The following is a 20204-nucleotide window of genomic DNA, read 5'->3' on the forward strand; positions in this document are numbered from 1 at the left end:
GGCGTCCGCTGACCGGCGTCCATTGACCGGCGTCCGCTGACCGGCGTCCATTGACCGGCGTCCATTGACCGGCGTCCGGTGCGGCGCCCGTCCAGGGACGGGAGCCGCACCGGACGTTCCACGGACACGGTCACCGGCCGGATCGCGTCATCACCCCGGCGCCGTCACCCCTCCCGCACGGCATCCCTCCCGCACGGTCACTCCGCGGGTGCGGCGCCGACGGCGCGCAGGTGCCGCAGCGAACGGGTGTAGGAGTCCAGCAGCCCGGCCTCCGTGTACGGCAGTCCGACCAGCTCGCAGTGGTCGCGTACGAGCGGGCGCACCCGGCGCAGGTTGGGGCGCGGCATGCTCGGGAAGAGGTGATGCTCGATCTGGTAGTTGAGGCCGCCGAGCAGCCAGTCGACGACCGGGCCGCCCCGGACGTTGCGCGAGGTGAGCACCTGCTTGCGCAGGTGGTCCCATTGCTCGTCCGGCCCGGGCATCGGCATTCCCTTGTGGTTCGGCGCGAAGGCGCAGCCGAGATGCAGCCCGAACAGCCCCTGGTGCACGGCGATGAAGACGACGGCGTGCAGAGGCGACATCAGGGTGAACGCGAGGGTCAGGTACCCGACGGCGTGCACCGCGAGCAGAGCGCCCTCGGCGGCCCGTACCCGGGGTGGCCGGCTCCGCAGCTCCATGACGCTGGTGACCTGCAGGCTCAAGCCTTCGAGCAGCAGCATCGGGAAGAACAGCCGGTCCTGGTTGCGGGACATCCAGCGCAGCAGTCCCCTCCGTTCGCCCGCCTGCTCCGGCGTCCACACGAGCGCGCCCGCCGCGACGTCGGGGTCCTTGTCGGCATGGTTGGGGTTGGCGTGGTGGCGGTCGTGCTTGTCGACCCACCACCCGTGGCTCATCCCGAGCATCAGATTGCCCAGCAGGAACCCGAGCAGCCGGCTCGACCTGGCCGTCCGGGCGATCTGGTGGTGCCCGGCGTCGTGTCCTAGAAAGCCCGTACGGGTGGACAGCAGCGCGGCGGGCACGGCCAGGGCGACCTGCCACCAGGAGTCGCCGATCAGGGCGAGGGCCACCCAGACGGCGGCGGTGGCCAGCACGTTCGCGGCGATGGAGAACGCGTAGTAGCCGGTGCGTCGATCCAGCAGCCCGCTGGCGCGGACCTGTTTCGCCAGCGGGCTGAAGTCGCTCCCGCCCTTTCGTCCGCGGGGTGGGGCGAGCGTTTCCGGCATGAAGAGTCCTCCGGCTTCGGGGTGGCAGGTGTGGCCCTGAACGTACGCGTCCGGGCCTCCCCGGGTCTCCACCCTGCGGAGCTAGATCGCAACTGGCTCGCAGGTCGCTTCCGCCGGCGGCTCTCGCAGGTCAGGATTCTCAAGCGTCGCGGCGGCGGAGCACCAGATAGCCGCCGATGAGCGCGACCACGACCCACGCGACGAGGACGGCCAGGCCACCCCACGGGCCGTAGTCGCGGGCGAACCGGGGATCGTCCGGCGGTATCACCTGAGTGATCACGAAGCCCGCCTGGTCCGGCAGGTACTGCAGGACCACCTTGACCTTGGGCACGTTCCCCAGCCCCTGCGAGCCGAGGAACAGCAGCGGCATCAGGATGCCGAGCGCGGCCGCCGAGCTGCGCAGCATCGCCGCCACCCCGATCGCGAACGCGCACATCAGCGTGAGGTACAGGCACGCGCCGACGGTCGCTCGGAGGGCGCCGCCGGCACCGAGTGAGACGCCGTACGGCCCGAACGCCGCCTGCGCGACGAAGAAGGTGACGAACGCGGTGACCAGTGCGCAGGCGAAGGCCGCCGACGTGCCGGCGAGCACCTTGGCCCAGTACAGCGCCCCGCGACGGGGCACCACCGCCAGCGACGCGCGGATGGTTCCGCTGCCGTACTCCCCGCCCACCAGGAGGACACCGAACACGACGATGGCGAGCTGGCCCAGCGTGAGGCTGTAGAAGCCCCAGTGGACCGGGTCGAAGCTCCCCCGCCACTCCGCCGTCCCGTTCTCGAAACCGGACCGGAGGCCGCGCGCCACCAGCCAGCCGAGGCCGACGCTGACGAGGGGTGTCAGCAGCAGCGCCCAGACCGTGGACCGCACGGTGCGCATCTTGATCCATTCGGCGTGCGACACCGCCGCCAGGGATGCAGCCAGGGACGTCCTGTTCAAGGTCGCCTTCTCCTCTCCTCGGGCCGGTGTCATGCGTCGCGGCGGGACATCGAGACGTGGCCGCCCGCGACCGCGGCCGCGGTCCACAGCGACAGGACCAGCAGTCCGGTCCACGGCCCGAGGACCGTGTCCTCGCGGGGGACGAGCCGCAGGACGTGCCCACCGGCCGCGTCGGGCAGGAACTGCGCGACGGTCCGTACGCCGGGAATGTTGTTGAGGATCTCGGAGAGCATGAAGAACAGCGGGACCAGCACGCCGAGCGCCGCCGCCGCGCTGCGCACCATCGCCGCCACCCCCATCGCGAACACCGAGAGCAGTGTCATGTACAGCACGGCGCCACAGATCGCGCGTGGCACGCCCTCATCGGTCAGGGACGCGTTGTGCGTGCTCCCGATGGCGGCCTGGGCCGTGCCGAAGGTGATGAGAACGGTGACGAGCGAGACCAGGAAGGCCACCGCCGTCGCGGTGACGAGCTTGCCGCCGTAGAACAGGCCGCGCCGCGGCACCGCCGCGAGTGAGGCGCGGATGGTCCCGCTGGAGTACTCGCTCGTGACGGTGAGCACCCCGAAGACGACAAGCGCGATCATGCCGAGACGCAGGCCGTTGAAGCCGGAGCCGACGGGGTCGAAGGACGCCTTGCTCTCCGGCCTCAGATCGTCGTAGGCACCGCGGAGGACGAGCCCGAACGACAGGGCGATGCCGACGCTGACGGCGAAGGCCGGCAACAGCGTCCACAGGGTCGAGGGGACGCTCCGCAGCTTGGTCCATTCGGCGCCGAGGACCGCCCGCGCGGTCTCCGCGCTCACCTCTCCGCTCCGGCGCGGTGTTCCGTGGCCTCGGCGGTGAGGCGCATGAACGCCTCCTCGAGCGACGCCGACCAGGTGCTCACCTCGTGCACCGTCAGCCCGTTCGCTGCGGCCAGGTCGCCGACCCGGGCGGCGTCGGTCTCGAAGGCCTCCAGGAAGCCGTCGTCGGCCTGCCGCACCCGCGCGCCGGCGGCGGTGAGGACGTCGCGCATCCGCTCCGGCTCGGGCGTGCGGATCCGCACGTGCGACCGGGAGTTGCGCTCGATGAACTCGGTCATGCCGAGGTCGGCCAGCACCCTGCCGCGCCCGATGACGACGAGATGATCGGCGGTCAGCGCCATCTCGCTCATCAGGTGGCTCGACACGAACACGGTGCGCCCCTCGGCCGCGAGGCTCTTCATGAGGCCGCGGATCCAGCGGACGCCCTCGGGGTCCAGCCCGTTCACCGGCTCGTCGAGGACGAGGATCCCGGGATCGCCGAGCAGTGCCGCCGCGATGCCCAGGCGCTGGCCCATGCCGAGCGAGAAGCCCTTCGCGCGCTTGCCGGCCACGCTCTGCAGGCCGACCAGCTCGATGACCTCCCGTACCCTGCTCTCCGGAATGCGGCCCGCCCGCGCGAGCCACCGCAGGTGGTCGCGTGCTCTGCGGCCGCCGTGCACCGAGCCGGCCTCCAGCAGCGATCCGACATGCCGTAGCGGATCCCGCAGGTCGCGGTAGCGCCCGCCGTTCACGCGGATCCGCCCGGACGTCGGTGCGTCCAGGTCCAGGATCATCCGCATGGTGGAGGACTTGCCCGCGCCGTTCGGCCCGAGGAAGCCGGTGACCCGGCCGGGCCGCACCGTGAAGGAGAGCCGGTCCACCGCCAGGGTCCGGCCATATCTCTTGCTGAGGTTCTCTACCTCGATCATTCGCGACCACGCTTTCGAGATGCGATACCGATCGCGCTTCACGGTAGGAGTGCGCTGCGGGCGGTGGCTGTCCACGAAAGTCGACGATCGCGCCGACCAAAGATGACCGCCGACCAAAGATGACCATCGCCCGCGTCCGCCCGTAGCCTGCTCATCATGGGCCGACTCGTCGTCGCTGTGCTCGTGGTCGTCGTCGAAGTGACGTGGCTGCTGTCCTACCGCCCGGGCGTTCCCATCGCGGTGGTGCTCCTCTACGGTGCAGCCGTCGCCCTCGTGATGGCGGTCCGGTCACGGTTCCCCGCTCTCGGATTCGCCGCCGCGATGGCGCTGGCGACCGTGTCCGGGGGTTCGTACGCGGTCGTCGTCTGCGCCGCCTACGAGGCAGGGCACCGCATCGTCTCGCGCCGTGGCCTGGCGCTGGTCGGCGTCGGGTCGCTGGCCTGGCTGGGCGCACAAGTGCCGGCGGCCGGGCCGCGCAACACAATCGGCGCCCTCGTCGCCGCGTTGGTGGTGCTGGTGGCGCTGCCGTTCGTGGTCGGCCGCTACCTCGCCCAGCACCGGCGGCTGGTGGAAGCGCTCGACCGGCACAACCGGCAGTTGCGGTGGGAGCGGGAACTGCTCGCCGAGCGGGAGAGGCTGCGTGAGCGACTGCGGATCGCCAGGGACATGCACGACTCCCTCGGCCACCGGCTCGGCCTGGTGTCGGTCCAGGCGGCCGCGCTGGAGGTCACCGCCCTGCCGGATCCGCAGCGGGACGCCGTCGCGCGGCTGGCCGGCGCGGCCCGGGAGGCCATGGACGAAATGCACGAGCTGGTCGGTGCGCTCCGCCAGCCCGACGAGCGCGGCGAGGGCTCGCCGGGCGCCGAGGGCATCGGCGACGTGGTGGCCGAGTTCGCGGCCGCCGGAAGCCCGGTCGCCCTGCGGCAGCGCGGCGAGGCCCGCCCGTTGCCGGCCGCCGCGGGCCACGCCGCCTACCGTGTGGTCGAGGAGGGCCTGACCAACGCGGCCAAGCACGCACCGAAGGAGCCCGTCGAGGTGTCCGTGGAGTGGGAGCCCGACGCGTTGCTGCTGCGTGTCCGCAACGCCCTGCCGTCGGCGCCGCCCGTCACCGGGAGCCGTCCCGGGCACGGGCTGACCGGGCTGGCCGAGAGGGTACGGCTCGCCGGCGGCCTGCTGCGCACCGACCGGTCCGCCACCGACTTCAGCGTCGTCGCCATGCTGCCCACGGCGGGGGAAACGGCCGAGCGACCACCGGAGCCCGCGCGCTCCCCGACGGCGACGCGGATGCGGGCGGCCGCTCTCGTGCTCGCCGCCGCGGCACTGATCATGCTGACCGGCCCCGCGGGCGCGTTCATGGGGGGATCATGAGCCGGTCGATCCGTGTCCTGGTGGCCGACGACGAGCCGCTCATCACCGCCGGCGTCCGCACCGTGCTCGAGTCGGCGCCCGACATCGAGGTCGTCGCCGAGGTGGAGAACGGCCGGGACGCCGTGGAGCAGGCGATCCGGCACCGCGCCGACGTGGCGCTGATCGACATCAACATGCCGGTGATGGACGGGCTCACCGCCGCGGACCGGCTGCGACTGCGGTCACCGTCCGTACGGATCGTGGTGCTGACCGCCTTCGGCGATGAACCGAACGTGCTGCGCGCGCTGCAGAACGGCGCCGCCGGATTCGTACTCAAGAACTGCTCGCCCGGGGAGCTGATCCGGGCTGTACGGGCCGCCCACGGCGGCGACGCGTTCCTGTCCCCGGCGGTGACCCGGCAGGTGCTGGGCCTGCTCACCCCGGTGGAGGCCGGCCGGAGGCAGGAGGCCGCGCGGCGGCTGGAGTCCCTGACCGCCCGGGAGTCGGACGTGCTGCGGCTCGTGGCCGAGGGACTGTCGAACGCCGACATCGGCCGGCGGCTGCACATGAGCGAGACGAGCATCAAGACCTACATGACCAGGATCCTCGCCAAGCTCGGCTGCGCCAACCGGGTACAGGCGGCCCTGCTCGCCCGCGACGCCGCACCCCTGGGCTGACCGGTCGTCCGCGGCCTGATCCGCAATCCTGAAACACATGTTCTCGTGCAACCGGCACATCGTCGAACATCTGTGCAGGCCGCCCGACCGCCGTCCACCAGCCGAGGAAGCGCACCCGGGTCAGCCGGTATTGAGCAAACTCATCAGACAGGTCTTGATCCATCCGTCAGGTTCACGGATCCTGGGGCGCGTGGCGCACCATGCCGAACTCACCCTCGACCCCGCCTTCTCGGTCGGCGAGATCGACCGCCGGCTGTTCGGTTCCTTCGTGGAGCACCTGGGCCGGTGCGTGTACACCGGTGTCCACGAACCGGGCCACCCGGCCGCCGACGCCGACGGGTTCCGCGAGGACGTACTCGATCTCGTCCGTGAACTGGGGGTGAGCGTCGTCCGGTATCCGGGCGGCAACTTCGTCTCCGGCCACCGCTGGGAGGACGGCGTCGGGCCGCGCGAGCGCCGCCCGCGGCGCCTCGATCCGGCATGGCACTCGATCGAGACCAACGCCTTCGGGCTCGGCGAGTTCATGGCGTGGACGCGCCGCGCGGGCGTCGAGCCCATGATGGCGATCAACCTCGGCACCCGCGGCATCGCCGAGGCCTGTGACCTGCTCGAGTACGCCAACCATCCCGGCGGCACGCACTGGTCCGACCTGCGTGCCGAGCACGGCGCGAAGGAGCCGTACGGCATCGGCCTGTGGTGCCTCGGCAACGAGATGGACGGTCCCTGGCAGACGGGGCACAAGACCGCGCACGAGTACGGCCGGCTGGCGGCCGAAACCGCGCGGGCGATGCGGATGATCGATCCTTCGGTGCGGCTGGTGGCCTGCGGCAGCTCGCACTCCGGCATGCCGACGTTCGGTACGTGGGAGGCGACCGTGCTGGAGCACGCCTACGACCTGGTCGACTACATCTCCCTGCACGCCTACTACGAAGAGCGCGACGGCGACCCGGCGAGCTTCCTCGCCTCGGCCGTCGACATGGAGTCCTTCATCGAGAGCGTCGTCGCGACCTGCGACCACGTGCGCGCCGCCACCAAGGCCACGAAGCGGATCAACCTGTCGTTCGACGAGTGGAACGTCTGGTACGTGAGCCGCCGGGAGGAAGAGGGGCCGCCCACCGAGTGGGCCGAGGCACCGCGCCTGCTGGAGGACCGCTACAACGTCACCGACGCGGTCGTCGTGGGCAGCCTGCTCATCGCGCTGCTGCGGCACTGCGACCGGGTGTCGATCGCCTGCCAGGCGCAGCTGGTCAACGTGATCGCGCCGATCGTCGCCGAGCCGGGCGGCGCGGCCTGGCGGCAGACGATCTTCCATCCGTTCGCGCAGGCGGCGCGGTACGGGCGCGGTGAGGTGCTGCGGGTGGAGCCGTCGTCGCCGGTCGTCAAGACCGCTCGATTCGGCGAGGTACCGGCGCTGCACGCCACCGCGACGCGCGACGAGGACGGCGCCGTGACACTGTTCGCCGTCAACCGCGACCTGGAGCGGCCCCTCGATCTCACGGCGAACGTACGGGCGCTCGGCGCGTATCGGGTGGTCGGCCACCAGGTCCTTTCCGACGCCGACCGCCTCGCCCGCAACACCGCCGCCGAGCCGGACCGGGTACGGCCTCGCACTGTTACCGGCACTGCGATCGGCACTGCGATCGGCACCGCGACCGGCACCGCGATCGGCACCGCGATCGGCACCGCGACCGATACCGCGACCGGCGCCGTGGCCGAGGTCGGGCTGCTGCGGGCCAAGCTGCCCCCGGTGTCCTGGAACGTCATCCGCCTGGCCCCGACGACCGGCTACTGAGGAACCAGCGTCATGAACCGTTCAATCCTGCTGGAGTCGCCCGGGTCGTGGCGACTGGTCACCACGGATGCGCCGGAGCCCGGCCCCGGCGAGGCGCTCGTGAAAGTGTCGGCGGCGGGCGTGTGCGGCAGCGACCGCGAGTTGCACGCGGGTACCCGGCCGGAGGGCTTCGCCGCCTATCCGGTGACGCCCGGCCACGAGTGGTCGGGGACCGTGACGGCGGTCGGTGCCGGAACCGATCCCTCGCTGGTCGGATCCCCCGTCGTGGGCGAGGGCTACCGCGCCTGCCTGGCATGCGACAACTGCCGCAGAGGCGACACGAACCTGTGCACCGGCGGCTACGACGAGACCGGCTTCACCCGGCCCGGCGCGTTCGCCGACCACCTGCTGCTCCCCGCCAGGCTGCTGCACGTCCTCGCCCCCGGCACCGACCTGCGCGCGGCCGCCCTGCTGGAGCCCGCCGCCGTTGTCGCCTCGGCCCTGCGCAAGGCAGCCCCTCGGCCCGGCGACTCGGTGGCCGTCGTGGGCGCCGGCACCCTCGGGTTCCTCTCCCTGCAGTTGCTCGCGGCGTCCTCACCCGCCGAACTCACCGTCACCGACCCGCGAAGCGAACGCGAGCGGCCCGCGCTCGAGGCCGGAGCGACCGGTTTCCACCCGCCGGAGGCGGCCGAGCGACTGACCGGTCGCTTCGACGTCGTCGTCGAGACCGCAGGCGCCCCGGGCACCGCGCACACCGCGGTCGCACTCGCCCGCCGGGGCGGCCGCGTGGTCCTGACCGGAATCCCCGGCGACCCGGCCGACGCGATCCCGACCTCGCTGATCGTCACGCGTGCCCTCACGCTGTCGAGCGTCTTCGGCGCGACCTCCGCCGACTGGACCTACGCGGTGCGCGCCTTCAACGCCGGCATCCTCGCCCCCGAGGCCCTCATCACCCATGACCTCCCCCTCGAGGACTACGAACGGGCCCTCAACCTCAGCGGCTCCCCCACCGCCGGCAAGGTCCTCCTCCACCCCTGACCAAGCGTCTTTGGCATGAGGCCGGGGTGTGGGAGAAGCTGCATGAGCTGCTGCTGGCCGAGCTGCATACCGCTGATCAGCTGGACTGGTCCAAGGCGGTAATCGACAGCTCGCATGTGCGGGCGATGAAGGGCGGCCCAAAACAGGAGCGAACCCGGTCGACCACGCCCGGCCGAGCTCCAAACACCACCTCATCTGCGATGGGACCGACATTCTGCGGGTGCGCAGTCAAAGGGCCTTCTCATTGCGGATGGTGAATTCGATGTGGGCTCGAACGGGCCACGCCATCTCGGAGCGCACCAGGTCGACCGTGTGGCGGCGCCCGGAGGTCGCCATTCTGGCGCGAGCAACATGATCGAGCCCGTCCCCTCCCGTGATCATGCACTTATTCCGGCCAGAACGGTGGCCACCACCCTTCCGACCAAAGCGCCAGCGCGCAGATCAGCGGAAGGCTTAGCCCCGCTCATCTAGTTGTTCGCGCCAGAACGACGGCCACCCTCTCAACCGGACCGCCGACCCGTGACGATCGTTGATCGACACCTGGGGATGGGCATCGTCGGTTCAGCCGGAGCGGAGGCGTTCGATTACCGGGGCGAATTCCGCCATGAACGGCTCGTGCACGGTGATGTAGGTGAAGCCGTATCGCTCCCGGTTCTCGCGCAGTTGCTCCGCGATCTGCTCTTCGGTGCCGATGAGCAGGAGCGGGGTATCCAGGGCCTCTTCGACCGTGCAGAAGCTCAACTGCTCGGACACAAGGTGCTCGGCCACCGACCGGCGGTCGGGGGTCACGGCGACCATCTGCACGAGCACGTTCGACTCCATCTCGTCGGCCCGTGGCCCCGCCTGCTCACGAACGAACCGGACTCGTTCGTCCATCTCGGCGGCGGTCGCCAGCCGGAAGGTCCCCGGCGGCCGGCCCTTGACCTGGATGGCGCCCGCATGGCCGACCGTGTCGGCGTGCCGGGCCGCCAGGCGCAGGACCGTGTCACCGGTCCCCCCGACGAGCAGGGGCGGTCCAGATCCGCCGAACCCCTTGCGCTGGACGGGCCTGAGCTCGGGCAGGTCGTACGCGTCCCGCAGCGGGGCGCGCTCCTCGTAGTCGGGACCGCCGAACAGCCTGCCGAGCTCCTCGATCGTGCGCTCCAGCCGATCCGCTCTGGCGGCGAAGGGCTCCCACTCGATCCCCGCCGCCTCGAACTCCCACCTCATGTGCCCGGAACCGAGCCCGAGCTCCAGCCGGCCATCGGTGAGGAGGTCCGCCGTCGCGACCTCGCGGGCGAGCAGGTGCGAGTTCCAGAAGCCGACGTTGAGCACCAGCGTCCCCACCCGCAGCCGCTCCGTCGCCTCGGCGGCCGCGATGAGGACCGGGAAGGGCGCCGGGGCGCCGAGGTGGTCGGGCGCCAGCGCGATGTCGTAACCCTGCGCCTCCGCCGTACGGCAGCGCTCGACGAATTGCCGCCGCGACCGGATGCCGAAGACGTTGAACCCGAATCGGAAGTCCGCCATGCGGCCAGCCTCTCCCGCGAAGTGGCGCGTGATCCATACCGTACGCGCGCAGCGAAACCGCAGGGGCAGCCAACAAGGGACCGACAAGTAATTTCGTCCTGATAAGGACAGCAATCGGTGGCACAGTAGTTCGCCCGGTGAACGGCAGGTCGGCGGCGGCCCGCCTTCGCCGGACCACCGGCGAACACGGCCGCCCGCACATGGACGACGATCAAGGGAAGAGTTGATCTCGATGAACCACGTCAAATCCGCCGATGGCACGCCGATCGCCTTCGACCGTTCGGGCAGCGGGCCGGCGGTGGTCCTGGTCGGCGGCGGCTTCGCCGACCGGCACGACCCGATCTTCACGGCGCTGGCCGAGGCGCTCGCACCGCGCTTCACCGTGTTCAACTACGACCGGCGGGGCCGGGGCGACAGCGGCGACACGATGCCGTACGCGGTCCAGCGGGAGATCGAGGACCTCCGAGCCGTCATCGACGAGGCCGGCGGCCGGGCGGTGGTGTTCGGCGGATCCTCCGGCGGCGCCCTGGCCCTGGAGGCCGCGGCCGAAGGCGTGGCGATCAGCAGGCTCGCGGTGTTCGAGCCTCCGTACGTCACCGACGAAAGCCGTCCCCCGCTGCCGAGCGAGAAGGAGATCGGCTCGCTGGTCAAGGAGGGCCGCCGGGGCGACGCGGTCGAACTGTTCATGACCAAGGGCGCCGACGTCCCGGCCGAGATGCTGGCCGGTCTCAGGGGCGAGCCGTTCTGGCCGGGAGTGGAGGCGGTGGCGCACACCCTCGCCTACGAAGCCGCGATCATGGACGGCGGGCGGATCCCCGCGCAACGGTTCGCCGCCATCGGCATCCCCATCCTTGTGCTGGCCGGCACCCAGACCTCCGCCCGCATGAGCGACGCCGCGCAGGCGGTCGCCGACGTCCTTCCCGACGCCCGGCTGCAGGCCCTGGAGGGCCAGGCGCACGGTCAGCTCGATCCAGCGGATCTCGCCTCCGCGCTCTCGGCGTTCTTCGCCGCCTGACGCCGGACCGCACCGACGCCGGACCGCACCGATGCCGGACCGCACTGACGCCGGACACCGCCGGCCGTTGACCGCACCAATCCCGGACCGCACCGACGGCTGGCCTATTTGTCCGGTTAACCAAGACGTACGGCAGAATCCCACCATGACCTGGAAGCGGTACGTCGCCATCGGCGACTCGTTCACCGAAGGGCTCGGCGATCCGGATCCCGACTCCCCGGGCGGCTGGCGCGGGTGGGCCGACCGGGTGGCGGGCGCCCTCGCCGCCCGCGCCGAGGGCTTCGCCTACGCCAATCTGGCGGTCCGCGGCAGGCTGCTCGGGCAGATCATCGAGGGCCAGTTGCCGCAGGCGATCGCGCTCGGCCCCGATCTGGTGTCGGTCTCGGGCGGTGGGAACGATCTACTGCGCCCCGGGACCGACGTGGACGCCCTGGCCGAGCGGGCCGAGGACGCGGTGCGGCGGCTGCGCGAGACCGGGGCCGACGTCGTGATGTTCACCGGTGTCGACCCGGTGGGCTCGCCGGTGATCCGGCGTACGCGCGGCCGGGTGGCGGTCTACAACGAGCACATCCGCGGCATCGCGGCACGGCACGGTGCGTACGTCGTCGACCAGTGGGCGATGACCGTGCTGCGCGACTGGCGCATGTGGAACGCCGACCGGCTGCACATGTCCCCGGCGGGACATCGCCGGGTGGCGCTCGCCACGCTGGAGGCCCTCGGCGTGCCGACCGGCGGCGACTGGCGCGAACCGCTCCCGCCGCTGCCCGAGCTGAGCCGGGGCGCGCGTCGGCTCGCGGACCTGCGCTGGGCCGGCGGTTTCCTGGTGCCGTGGGTCGGACGGCGGCTGCGCGGCCGCTCGTCCGGCGACGACGTCATCGCCAAGCGGATCGCCCTCGCGCCGCTGACCCTGCACGACGACTGACCCTGCACGACGACGTCTGAGGACGTACCGACCGGCCCGACGAGTGCCGGCACCGCTCGACGAGCCCCGACGCGTCCCGCGGGACGCCGCCCCGCGCACGCCGGCACGCGGCGAGGTCGGCCGGACCCGGCGCCGCCCACTGGACACGGCCCTGTGCGGGGCGACGACGCTCGGCGAGCGGCGAGCCCCGCGGTCAGCCGCCCCTGGCCGCGCGGTACTCCGCGACGACCAGGTCGGTCAGCTCCTGGAGCGAGGTGTCCGAGGTCGCCTTGTCGAAGGTGATCTCGCCGTGCTGCAGCAGGTTGACGCGGTCGCACACCTCCAGGACCTGAGCGTAGTTGTGCGCGATGATGATGATCGAGACCTCGCCGCGCCGCTTCAGGTCGCGGACCAGGTCGAGGATGAGCGCGCCCTCCTTCGCGCCCATGGCGGCGAGCGGCTCGTCCAGCAACAGGATCCTCGCGTCGGAGTAGACCGAGCGGGCGACCGCGATGGCCTGCCGCTGGCCGCCGGACAGCTTGGCCACCTCGACGTCGACCGAGGGAATGTTCACCCCCATGTCCCTGAGGTGCTCGGCGGCGACCCGGCGCATGGCGCGGTTGTTCAGCAGCCGGGTCGGCCGCACCTTCTCCCGGCCGAGGAACATGTTGTGGTAGACGGTCAGCTCGTTCACGAGCGCGAGGTCCTGGTAGACGGCGTCGATGCCGAGCGAGCGGGCGTGCTCGACCGATTTGAGGGTCACCTCGTCGCCGTTCAGCACGATCCGCCCCGAGTCGGGCCGGTGAAAACCGCAGAGGATCTTCAGCAGCGTGGACTTCCCCGCGCCGTTGTCGCCGATGAGCCCGAGCACCTCGCCCCGCCGGAGCCGCAGGTTGACGTCGCGCAGGGCGGTCACGGCGCCGAACCGCTTGGCGACGTGCTCGACCGACAGCACCGTGGTCCCCGTCCCTCCATTGGTCCCCGTCCCTCCATGCGTCGTCGCCTTGGTCATCGTCCCGCCCTTCGCAACCTGGCCAGGTAGACGTTGGAGATCATCGAGATGAGGATCGCCGCGCCGAGGATCAGGTTGAACGGATTGGCGCTGATCCCGATGAGGTTGAAGCCGTTGCCGAGCACGGCGAGCACGAGCGCGCCGAGGAAGGCGCCGATGACCGTGCCGGAGCCGCCGGCCAGCGCGGTGCCGCCGATGACGGCGGCGGCCACGGCGGTGAACATGATGCCCGTGCCGCCCGCGGTCGGGTCGATCGACTGCACCCGGAACGCCTCGAGGATGCCGGCGAACGCGCCCAGCACACTCGTGATCATGAAGTTGCCGATCTTGATCCGGCCGGCCCGGATGCCGGCCTCGCTCGCGCCGAGCGGGTTCCCGCCGACCGCGACGGTGTGCAGCCCCCAGCGCGTACGGGTGAGCACCACGTGGAAGAAGGCGACGATCAGCACCGCCCAGATCAGCTCGGCCCACGGGGCCCGGCCGAACCACCCCTCGATCCCCACGGCGGCCGGCGGGATCTCCGCCGGGTAGGCGTGCGAGGTGGTCAGCGTGATCCCATTGACGACGAACAGCGTGCCGAGCGTCGTCACGAACGACGGCACCTTGAGGACGACGGTGACGAACCCGTTGACGAACCCGATCGCCGACGCCGCCAAAAGCGCGAGGGCGATGGCGGGGACCGGGAAGACGCCGTAGTAGTCGATGGCGTAGTGCACCAGGAACGGCGCGAGCGTGAACACCATGCCGACGGACAGGTCGATCTCGCCGCTCACGAGCAGCAGGACCTGTCCCACCGCGATGATCGCCGCGGGCGCCAGCACCTGCGAGATGTTCACCAGGTTGTCGTTGGTCAGGAAGACGTCACTGGCCGTACGGAAGTAGACGAACAGCGCGACCGCGACCAGCAGAATGCTCGCCTCACGGCGCCGCAGGAACGCCTCGGCGCCGGTCCGCAGGGGTCCGCGTGCGGGCGGGCCCGGCGACGGGGCGCGCGTCTCGCCGATCCGGTTGTCGATGGTCTCACTCACGGGCGTGTCCCAGCTCCTTCCGGTGGGGGGAGGAACCGGCCGGGCCCCTCCCCTCATCGCTCAGCCGTGCGGAATGGCCCCGGACCGGCTGAGCACCTGCTGCCGGGTGCTCGACCCCTCGAACCGGGTCTTGGTGGCCAGGTAGGGGTCGACGTTGTCCTTGCCCACGAAGAGCAGGCCGGTGTTGGTGTCGGCCGGCGCCACCAGACCGCCGGACAGCTTGTAGAGCCAGAGCTGCAGCACCGGCAGGAAGCCCTGGAGGTACGGCTGCTGGTCGATGGTGAAGTCCAGGTCACCGGCCTTGATGGCGGTGAGCGTGGCCGGGTTCAGGTCGAAGCCTCCGGCGACCACTCCCTTGCTCTTGAGCCGGTACTTCGCCACGGTCTTGCCGACCGCCTCGGTCGACCCGGCGTCGACGGCGAAGATGCCCCTGAGCCCACTGTGCCCCTGGACGTAGGCGTCGATGGTGGACAGCTCCTTCGGCAGTTCCGCGCCGCTGGCGACGTCGGTGAAATCGATGGACTTGCCGGAGGCCTTGATGGCGTCCTTGGCGCCGTCGATGCGCGGCTGGATGTTCAGCTGCCCGGGGGTGGCGATGAAGCCGACCGCGTCGCCGCCGGTCATGAGCGAGGCGACGCGCTTGCCGAGCTCGTAGCCGGAGACGTACAGGTCCTGGCCGACGTACGCGAGCCGCGCGCTGCCCGGGTCGTCCCTGGTGCCGTCGGCGTTGTACGACACGACGGGAATCCCCGCGTCGAGGGCCTTGCCGACCGGATCCCTGAACGCGTTCTTGTCGACCACCGCCGCCGCGATGCCGTCCGCCCTGGCCGAGACGGCGGTGTTCAGCGCGTTGACCATCTCGGGGACCTTGGCCGTCTCGGAGCCGGTCCACTGGAACTGGCAGCCGAGCAGCGCGCAGGCGTCCTGCGCGCCGTACTGCGTGGGGGTGAAGAAGGGATTGGTCGTCACGTGGTTGACGAACACGAATTTCCACTTGGGGGTGGCCGGGAAGTCACCGGGGCCGCCGGCCGCGGCCGGCGACTCCTTCTTGTTGCCGGAGGAGCAGGCCGCCAGCAGCGCCGACGCGGCCGCGGTGGCGCTCACCAGCCCGGCGCCGCTGAGCAGCCGCCGCCGCGCGACCCCGGTGATGCCCAGTGTGTCGACGGCCTGTTCGACCGTGGGATGGACGTCTTTCACTCGTACCTCCCTGCGGATGGCGCGGTCACGAGGCCGGCGGGCCCGAGGCGGTGAGGCACCCGGCCCCGCCGGAGTGTCAGCGCGCCGAGAACTGGTAGACGGTGGTCGTCCGATAGGTCTGGCCCGGCCGGAGCACGGTGGAGGGGAAGTTCGGGGAGTCGGGGAAGTCGGTCGTGAGTCGGTCGGTCGTGAGTCGGTCGGTCGTGAACGGTTCGTGGAACGTGGCCCGGCGACCCGTCGCGGACCCGTGTCCGGAACCGCGAGCGCGCATCCGGCCTATGGGCTGGCGACGGCCTCCCGGTAGTAGCGGTCCAGCATCGCCAGGCCGATCGCGGCGCGGCGTACGCGCTCGCGCGCCGTGGCGACGGCGAGCTCGCCGAGGTGCCCGCCGGAGGGATACAGGCCGGGAGCGTTGCGGACGGTGAACTTCAGATGGACGGGCGCCGCGATCCGGACGAGATCGGGCACCTCGTAGTAGCGGACGACCCCGCCGAAGTCGTCCGCGCCCTCGACGTAGACGTCGAGCGGAACGTCCACGGCCCGCCTGATCGCCGCGACCTGCGCGAGCGACAGGTCCGTGGGCAGGTTGATGGTGGTGATGCCGAGGTCCTCCAGCAGCCGGGCCGTGGCGGGGTTGGCCGTGGGGAAGGAGATGGAGGCCTTGAACTCCAGATCCGGCGGCAGGTCACCGGTCCGCTGCATGCGGCCGAGCACCCAGAGCTGGCCGATGTCGCCGACGAGCACGCTGCGAACGCCGAGTTCGCACCCGCGCACGACGTCCTCGATGCCGTACACGAGCTGGTCGGCTCCGCGGAGCACGCCCGCCGCCACGCCGCCCGACGCGGCCGTGACCTGGACGCCGGTGTCCCAGGAGGCCCGCGGGCCGACGAACAGGCACACCTCCACGTCGTGCTCGCGCCCGAGCGCGACCATCTCGGCGATCTCCGCGTCGGTGAGGAGCATCATGCCGCTGCCCTGGCTGATCCGGTGGACCCGGATGTCGTGCTCCTTCGCGGCCCCCAGCACGGCCCGCAGCGGCTCGGGTCCCTCCACCGACGGGATCTCCACCCGGAACTGAGCCCCGTCGGGGAAGCGCTTGGCCGAGGCCGGCAGCTCCCCCAGATCGCGTTCGGGCAGGCCGAGCGAGGAGAGGTACCGCCGGGTGCTCGCCATCCCGTGCCGGCCGTCGAGGTCCACCACGCGCTCCTGTTCGATATTTCGAACTATGTTCGAGAAGCCGCCTGCACATGGACGGTAAGCATCAAATGCGGCTCCGTCAACGGGTCATTTGTTAGAGTGCGTTCGGTATCTCGCACAAGGTCCGGCGAGCTGCCAGTCCAGCGAGATGCCAGTCCAGCGAGGTGCCGGTCAGACGCGATGCCTGTCCAACGCGATGCCGGTCCGACCGGTCAGACGAGGTGGCAGTCATGGGTCGCATGGTCCCCGCGGTCGGCCGAGCGCTCGACGTGCTCGAGCTCTTTCTGGATCGCCCCACCCTGTCCGCACCTGACATCACCGAACGGCTGGGACTGCCCCGTACGACCGTGCACGAGCTGGTCACCACGCTGGTGGAACGCTCCTACCTCGTCCCGGTGTCCGGCCAGCCGACCCGTTACCGGCTCGGCCTGCGGCTCTTCCAGCTCGGCAGCGTGTTCGCCGACCGGCTCGACCTCGCCGCCGAGGGTCGCGAGGCCGCCCTCAAGGTGGCGGCCGAATGCGACGAGACCGTCCAGGTCGCGGTGCTCGACGGAACCGACGTGGTCTACGTCGCCAAGGTGGACAGCACCCACCCGGTGCGCATGGTGTCGGCGGTCGGGCGGCGGCTGCCCGCGCACTGCACCGGCCTGGGCAAGATGCTGCTCAGCGGCCTGGGCGCCGAGGCACTGGACGCCCGGTATCCGCGCGACCGGAAGCTCCCCGGCATGACGCCGAACAGCATCACCTCGCCCGCGCGGCTGCGCTCCCATCTCGGCGAGGTGCGAGCGCGGGGTCTGGCCTATGACGACTGCGAGTCCAACGAGGCGGTCCATTGTGTGGCGGCGCCCGTCTACGACCACACCGGCGCTATGGTCGCGGCCATGAGCATCTCGGTACCGACACTTCGATGGAACGACGACCGGCGGCGGGAGTGGGGAGAGCTCGTGCGCGAAGGGGCCGCCGGCCTGTCCGCGCGGCTCGGTCACCGCGGCGGTGGGGACAGGGCATGAGCGGCACCGAGGTCGAGGTCGCCGTCGCCGCCGGCGCGGAGCTCGCCGAGGGCCCTACCTGGGATCCCGCCACGGGCCGCCTGATCTGGGTCGACATCCTCGGCTGCATGATCCACACCTATGATCCGGGCACCGGCCAGGACGCCTCACGCGGCACCGACCAGCACGTCGGCGCCGCCAAGCCGCGCGAGGAGGGCGGGCTCGTGGTGAACCTGCGCGACGGCATCGGGCTGTACGAGCCCGAGGGGACCTTCCGGTGGCTGGCCGAGCTCGCCAGGGAGGGGGTCCGCGGCAACGACGCCGCCATCGCGCCCGACCGGTCGCTGTGGGCCGGCACGATGCGCTACGACCAGGTGCCCGGCGGAGGTGCGCTCTACCGCGTCGCCCCCGGCGGTGAGGTCACGACCATCCTCGACGACGTGACGATCAGCAACGGGCTCGGGTGGAGCCCCGACGAACGGCTCATGTACTACATCGACACCCCGACCGGACGGGTGGACGTGTTCGACTACCACGGCGAGACGGTGACGAACCGGCGACCCTTCACCCTCGCCGGCGAGGCCGCCGGCGACGGCCCCGGCCTGCCGGACGGGCTGACGGTGGACGCCGACGGGTGCGTCTGGGTGGCTCTCTACGGTGGCGGCCGCGTGCACCGCTACACGCCCTCGGGGCAGCTCGACCGGGTGATCGAGGCACCGGCGGCGAACACTACGGCGTGCGCCTTCGGAGGCCGTGACCTCACCGATCTCTACATCACGTCCGCCCGCTCGGACGAGCCGCTGAGCGGATCGGTGTTCGTGGTGCCGGACGCCGGGCAGGGACTGCCCTCCCCCGCCTACGCCGGATGAGCCCGGACACGCCGGATGAGCCGGATGAGACCGCCCGGACGCGCCGGATGAGCCCGGACACGCCGGATGAGACCGCCCCCGACGACGCGCCGTCCGGTCGTCAGACGATCTCGACCTCGGCGTTGATCACGCCCCGGCGCGCCCCCAGCACCGCCTCGGCGGCGGTGACCAGCTGGGCGAGCCGGAACACCTCGGTGCGGTGGAACGGCGGCGCGCCGGTGCGCGCGACGACCAGTACCAGCTCACCGTCGGCGATCGGTGCGATGGTGTACTGCGTTCCGTCCTTGGCGGTGAAGGACCGCGGCCGGACCGGATTCACGTCGGGCACGTCGATGTCGCCGAATGCGCCGACGCTGGAGTGCAGGACGACCGCGTCGTCCGGCCGCCGTTCGCCGCCCTCGGCGGCGGGCCGCCCGGGACGCAGCAGCCCGGCCCAGTCGGCGCTGAGGATGGCGGGGACGGCGTCGGTCAAGATGACGAGCCCGCCGTCGGGGTTGGCCGCGAGCTGCCCGATCAGTGCCGCGTCCGGGAAGGCACCCTGCGGCTCGGCCGTCGGCCACACCCCGATGATCTCGACGCCGGGGATGGATGCGAGCCCGTCACAGAGCCGCTCGATGCCCGCCCCCGACGGCCAGGCCACCGTGAGGTCGTCGAGGGCCCGGCCGACGTCTCGCTCCAGGACGACCATCTGCACCACGTCGGCGCCGGCGGCGCCCAATGTTCTGGCGACCTTGCCCAGCGATCCCGGCCGGTCCGGTAGCCGAACGCGAACTCTCAGCAACATTGTTTACCCCCGAAATAAGAAGGAATGGCGCGACTATGCTGCGTCATACATATTTCATATCTGTTGCCTGCTCGTATCATCGCTGAGAAACACGGCTCCCGCCACCCTGAACCACCCCCTGAGCTGCGGCGGACCGCCCAAGGCTGTTGCCGTCGCGGCAGCGGTTCAGCGAGCGGGCCGCCGTTGTCGATCACGACCGAGCGGTCATGAACGGTGCCGATGCCCGCCGGTTCCGAGCCGTCGGCCGGCCGTCCGCCCGGCCTCTTCCGGCTCGGCACATTCGATCGATCGGTGGTCCGGTTCGGCTTTCCCACCAGGGCCCCCGCGGCACGGAACGGCCAAGAACACGGCCAAGAACATGGACAGAAAACCTTACGCCGAGCGTTACTGCTCGTTAGGGTTGCTGCCCGTGTCGAGTGCACAGGATCCGCCTGCCGAAGAGGGGCCCGCCGACATCGACGGGGTCATGGCGGAGCTCGGCGAGATCGGCTCGGCGCTCGCCGAGCTCACCCGGATGGTCGGCCGCGACAGCGAGCGCGCCGCGCACCGCGAAGCGATCATCGACCGCTTGCACGAGGACAACCAACTGCTGCGCCGAGGCGAGCTGCAGGCCATGTACGAGCCGGTGCGCGCCGCCCTTTACCGCCTGCATGACATGACCAAGCGCGAGTCCGAGCGCTGGGCGGCGCCGGAGCCGCCCGATCCGGTCCACATCGCGCCGCTGCTGGCCGCCGTCACCGACGAGATCGCCGAGGCGCTCGCCCGCTCCGGCGTCGAGCGCTTCACCGTCGAGCCCGGCGACCTCTACGACCCCGCGCGGCACCGGCCGGTCGCGACCGAACCGGTCGACCGGCCCGAACTCGACGGCACCGTCGTCAGCGCCCGTACGGACGGTTTCACCCGTTGTGAACGGGTCGTACGGCGCGCCGAGGTCGTCGTCGCTCGGTTCAAGTCCGACGACCGTGAGAACATCTCGCCTGAACCCGACCCCGAGTAGGT

The 20204-nt window shown here is 71.3% G+C and carries 20 protein-coding genes and 1 pseudogene; 10 read left to right on the plus strand and 11 right to left on the minus strand.

The annotated features are described in order from the left end of the window. Positions 1-197 precede the first annotated feature (197 nt). The 4 genes from HKK74_RS21840 to HKK74_RS39195 form a co-directional block, all read right to left on the minus strand. Positions 198-1223: a fatty acid desaturase family protein gene (locus HKK74_RS21840; RefSeq protein ID WP_187245139.1), complete on the minus strand. Its 1026-nt coding sequence runs from the start codon at positions 1221-1223 to the stop codon at positions 198-200. Between the two features lie 139 nt (positions 1224-1362). Beyond that, positions 1363-2160, minus strand: a complete 798-nt coding sequence (locus tag HKK74_RS21845; RefSeq protein ID WP_222722586.1) for an ABC transporter permease subunit — start codon at positions 2158-2160, stop codon at positions 1363-1365. A gap of 29 nt (positions 2161-2189) precedes the next feature. Continuing rightward, entirely contained in the window at positions 2190-2966 is a 777-nt protein-coding gene (locus tag HKK74_RS39190; protein ID WP_222722587.1) for an ABC transporter permease, read from the minus strand. Further along, positions 2963-3874, minus strand: a complete 912-nt coding sequence (locus tag HKK74_RS39195; RefSeq protein ID WP_222722588.1) for an ATP-binding cassette domain-containing protein — start codon at positions 3872-3874, stop codon at positions 2963-2965. Before HKK74_RS39195 ends, HKK74_RS39190 begins: the two co-directional genes overlap by 4 nt. Positions 3875-4030: 156 nt before the next feature. On the opposite strand from HKK74_RS39195, the gene HKK74_RS21855 reads away from it, so the two are divergent. The 5 genes and pseudogenes from HKK74_RS21855 to HKK74_RS40130 form a co-directional block, all read left to right on the plus strand. After that, positions 4031-5242: a sensor histidine kinase gene (locus tag HKK74_RS21855; RefSeq protein WP_187245141.1), complete on the plus strand. Its 1212-nt coding sequence runs from the start codon at positions 4031-4033 to the stop codon at positions 5240-5242. After that, on the plus strand, positions 5239-5898 hold the full coding sequence (locus HKK74_RS21860; protein ID WP_187245142.1) for a response regulator: 660 nt from the start codon (positions 5239-5241) through the stop codon (positions 5896-5898). Before HKK74_RS21855 ends, HKK74_RS21860 begins: the two co-directional genes overlap by 4 nt. A 190-nt stretch (positions 5899-6088) precedes the next feature. Next, positions 6089-7690, plus strand: coding sequence for an arabinosylfuranosidase ArfA (gene arfA, locus HKK74_RS21865; RefSeq protein ID WP_312881663.1), 1602 nt, complete (start codon positions 6089-6091; stop codon positions 7688-7690). Between the two features lie 12 nt (positions 7691-7702). After that, on the plus strand, positions 7703-8707 hold the full coding sequence (locus HKK74_RS21870; RefSeq protein ID WP_187245144.1) for a zinc-dependent alcohol dehydrogenase: 1005 nt from the start codon (positions 7703-7705) through the stop codon (positions 8705-8707). A gap of 5 nt (positions 8708-8712) precedes the next feature. Continuing rightward, a pseudogene (locus HKK74_RS40130) lies at positions 8713-8909 on the plus strand (IS5/IS1182 family transposase); the annotation flags it as partial. A 359-nt stretch (positions 8910-9268) separates the two neighbouring features. Here the strand turns inward: HKK74_RS40130 and HKK74_RS21875 are convergent. Further along, positions 9269-10213: a TIGR03621 family F420-dependent LLM class oxidoreductase gene (locus HKK74_RS21875; RefSeq protein ID WP_187245145.1), complete on the minus strand. Its 945-nt coding sequence runs from the start codon at positions 10211-10213 to the stop codon at positions 9269-9271. A gap of 232 nt (positions 10214-10445) precedes the next feature. Here HKK74_RS21875 and HKK74_RS21880 point away from each other — a divergent pair, with 232 nt between their 5' ends. After that, the gene (locus tag HKK74_RS21880; RefSeq protein WP_187245146.1) at positions 10446-11228 is read left to right on the plus strand and encodes an alpha/beta fold hydrolase; all 783 of its coding nucleotides are present in this window, start codon (positions 10446-10448) and stop codon (positions 11226-11228) included. Positions 11229-11373: 145 nt separating this feature from the next. After that, on the plus strand, positions 11374-12150 hold the full coding sequence (locus tag HKK74_RS21885) for an SGNH/GDSL hydrolase family protein (protein ID WP_187245147.1): 777 nt from the start codon (positions 11374-11376) through the stop codon (positions 12148-12150). A gap of 193 nt (positions 12151-12343) precedes the next feature. Here the strand turns inward: HKK74_RS21885 and HKK74_RS21890 are convergent, their stop codons facing one another. From HKK74_RS21890 to HKK74_RS41530, 5 genes are all read right to left on the minus strand, one after another. Further along, a complete protein-coding gene (locus tag HKK74_RS21890; protein WP_187245148.1) occupies positions 12344-13141 on the minus strand; it encodes an ATP-binding cassette domain-containing protein in 798 nt (265 codons plus the stop codon). Beyond that, entirely contained in the window at positions 13138-14169 is a 1032-nt protein-coding gene (locus tag HKK74_RS21895; RefSeq protein WP_222722589.1) for an ABC transporter permease, read from the minus strand. The genes HKK74_RS21890 and HKK74_RS21895 overlap by 4 nt, the downstream gene beginning before the upstream one ends. A 60-nt stretch (positions 14170-14229) precedes the next feature. Further along, positions 14230-15366 carry a sugar ABC transporter substrate-binding protein gene (locus tag HKK74_RS21900; RefSeq protein WP_187245150.1) on the minus strand — a complete coding sequence of 379 codons (1137 nt, stop codon included), beginning with the start codon at positions 15364-15366 and terminating at the stop codon, positions 14230-14232. Positions 15367-15442: 76 nt separating this feature from the next. After that, positions 15443-15637 carry a hypothetical protein gene (locus HKK74_RS21905; RefSeq protein WP_187245297.1) on the minus strand — a complete coding sequence of 65 codons (195 nt, stop codon included), beginning with the start codon at positions 15635-15637 and terminating at the stop codon, positions 15443-15445. A gap of 5 nt (positions 15638-15642) precedes the next feature. Next, positions 15643-16563 carry a U32 family peptidase gene (locus tag HKK74_RS41530; RefSeq protein ID WP_222722590.1) on the minus strand — a complete coding sequence of 307 codons (921 nt, stop codon included), beginning with the start codon at positions 16561-16563 and terminating at the stop codon, positions 15643-15645. A gap of 230 nt (positions 16564-16793) precedes the next feature. Here HKK74_RS41530 and HKK74_RS21915 point away from each other — a divergent pair, with 230 nt between their 5' ends. Together HKK74_RS21915 and HKK74_RS21920 are read left to right on the plus strand one after the other, a co-directional pair. Beyond that, complete coding sequence (locus tag HKK74_RS21915) at positions 16794-17573, plus strand: IclR family transcriptional regulator (protein WP_187245151.1); 780 nt, start codon at positions 16794-16796, stop codon at positions 17571-17573. Beyond that, the gene (locus tag HKK74_RS21920) at positions 17570-18421 is read left to right on the plus strand and encodes an SMP-30/gluconolactonase/LRE family protein (protein WP_187245152.1); all 852 of its coding nucleotides are present in this window, start codon (positions 17570-17572) and stop codon (positions 18419-18421) included. The genes HKK74_RS21915 and HKK74_RS21920 overlap by 4 nt, the downstream gene beginning before the upstream one ends. 100 nt (positions 18422-18521) lie before the next feature. Here HKK74_RS21920 and HKK74_RS21925 read toward each other — a convergent pair whose 3' ends face one another. Then, positions 18522-19205, minus strand: coding sequence for an ACT domain-containing protein (locus HKK74_RS21925; RefSeq protein WP_187245153.1), 684 nt, complete (start codon positions 19203-19205; stop codon positions 18522-18524). A 409-nt stretch (positions 19206-19614) separates the two neighbouring features. Between HKK74_RS21925 and grpE the strand changes: the two genes are divergently transcribed. Beyond that, positions 19615-20202 (plus strand): nucleotide exchange factor GrpE, encoded by a 588-nt coding sequence (gene grpE / locus HKK74_RS21930; RefSeq protein ID WP_312881664.1) that lies wholly within the window; start codon positions 19615-19617, stop codon positions 20200-20202. The last annotated feature ends 2 nt before the right edge of the window (positions 20203-20204 follow it).

The organism is Actinomadura alba, assembly GCF_014323705.1.
GTDB lineage: Bacteria > Actinomycetota > Actinomycetes > Streptosporangiales > Streptosporangiaceae > Actinomadura_C > Actinomadura_C alba.

Coding starts and splice junctions, on each gene's coding strand:
- HKK74_RS21840 (WP_187245139.1), bottom strand. CDS start 1,223: ATGCCGGAAACGCTCGCCCCACCCCGCGGACGAAAGGGCGGGAGCGAC.
- HKK74_RS39195 (WP_222722588.1), bottom strand. CDS start 3,874: ATGATCGAGGTAGAGAACCTCAGCAAGAGATATGGCCGGACCCTGGCG.
- HKK74_RS21855 (WP_187245141.1), top strand. CDS start 4,031: ATGGGCCGACTCGTCGTCGCTGTGCTCGTGGTCGTCGTCGAAGTGACG.
- HKK74_RS21860 (WP_187245142.1), top strand. CDS start 5,239: ATGAGCCGGTCGATCCGTGTCCTGGTGGCCGACGACGAGCCGCTCATC.
- HKK74_RS21870 (WP_187245144.1), top strand. CDS start 7,703: ATGAACCGTTCAATCCTGCTGGAGTCGCCCGGGTCGTGGCGACTGGTC.
- HKK74_RS21875 (WP_187245145.1), bottom strand. CDS start 10,213: ATGGCGGACTTCCGATTCGGGTTCAACGTCTTCGGCATCCGGTCGCGG.
- HKK74_RS21880 (WP_187245146.1), top strand. CDS start 10,446: ATGAACCACGTCAAATCCGCCGATGGCACGCCGATCGCCTTCGACCGT.
- HKK74_RS21885 (WP_187245147.1), top strand. CDS start 11,374: ATGACCTGGAAGCGGTACGTCGCCATCGGCGACTCGTTCACCGAAGGG.
- HKK74_RS21890 (WP_187245148.1), bottom strand. CDS start 13,141: ATGACCAAGGCGACGACGCATGGAGGGACGGGGACCAATGGAGGGACG.
- HKK74_RS21905 (WP_187245297.1), bottom strand. CDS start 15,637: ATGCGCGCTCGCGGTTCCGGACACGGGTCCGCGACGGGTCGCCGGGCC.
- HKK74_RS21915 (WP_187245151.1), top strand. CDS start 16,794: ATGGGTCGCATGGTCCCCGCGGTCGGCCGAGCGCTCGACGTGCTCGAG.
- HKK74_RS21920 (WP_187245152.1), top strand. CDS start 17,570: ATGAGCGGCACCGAGGTCGAGGTCGCCGTCGCCGCCGGCGCGGAGCTC.
- HKK74_RS21925 (WP_187245153.1), bottom strand. CDS start 19,205: ATGTTGCTGAGAGTTCGCGTTCGGCTACCGGACCGGCCGGGATCGCTG.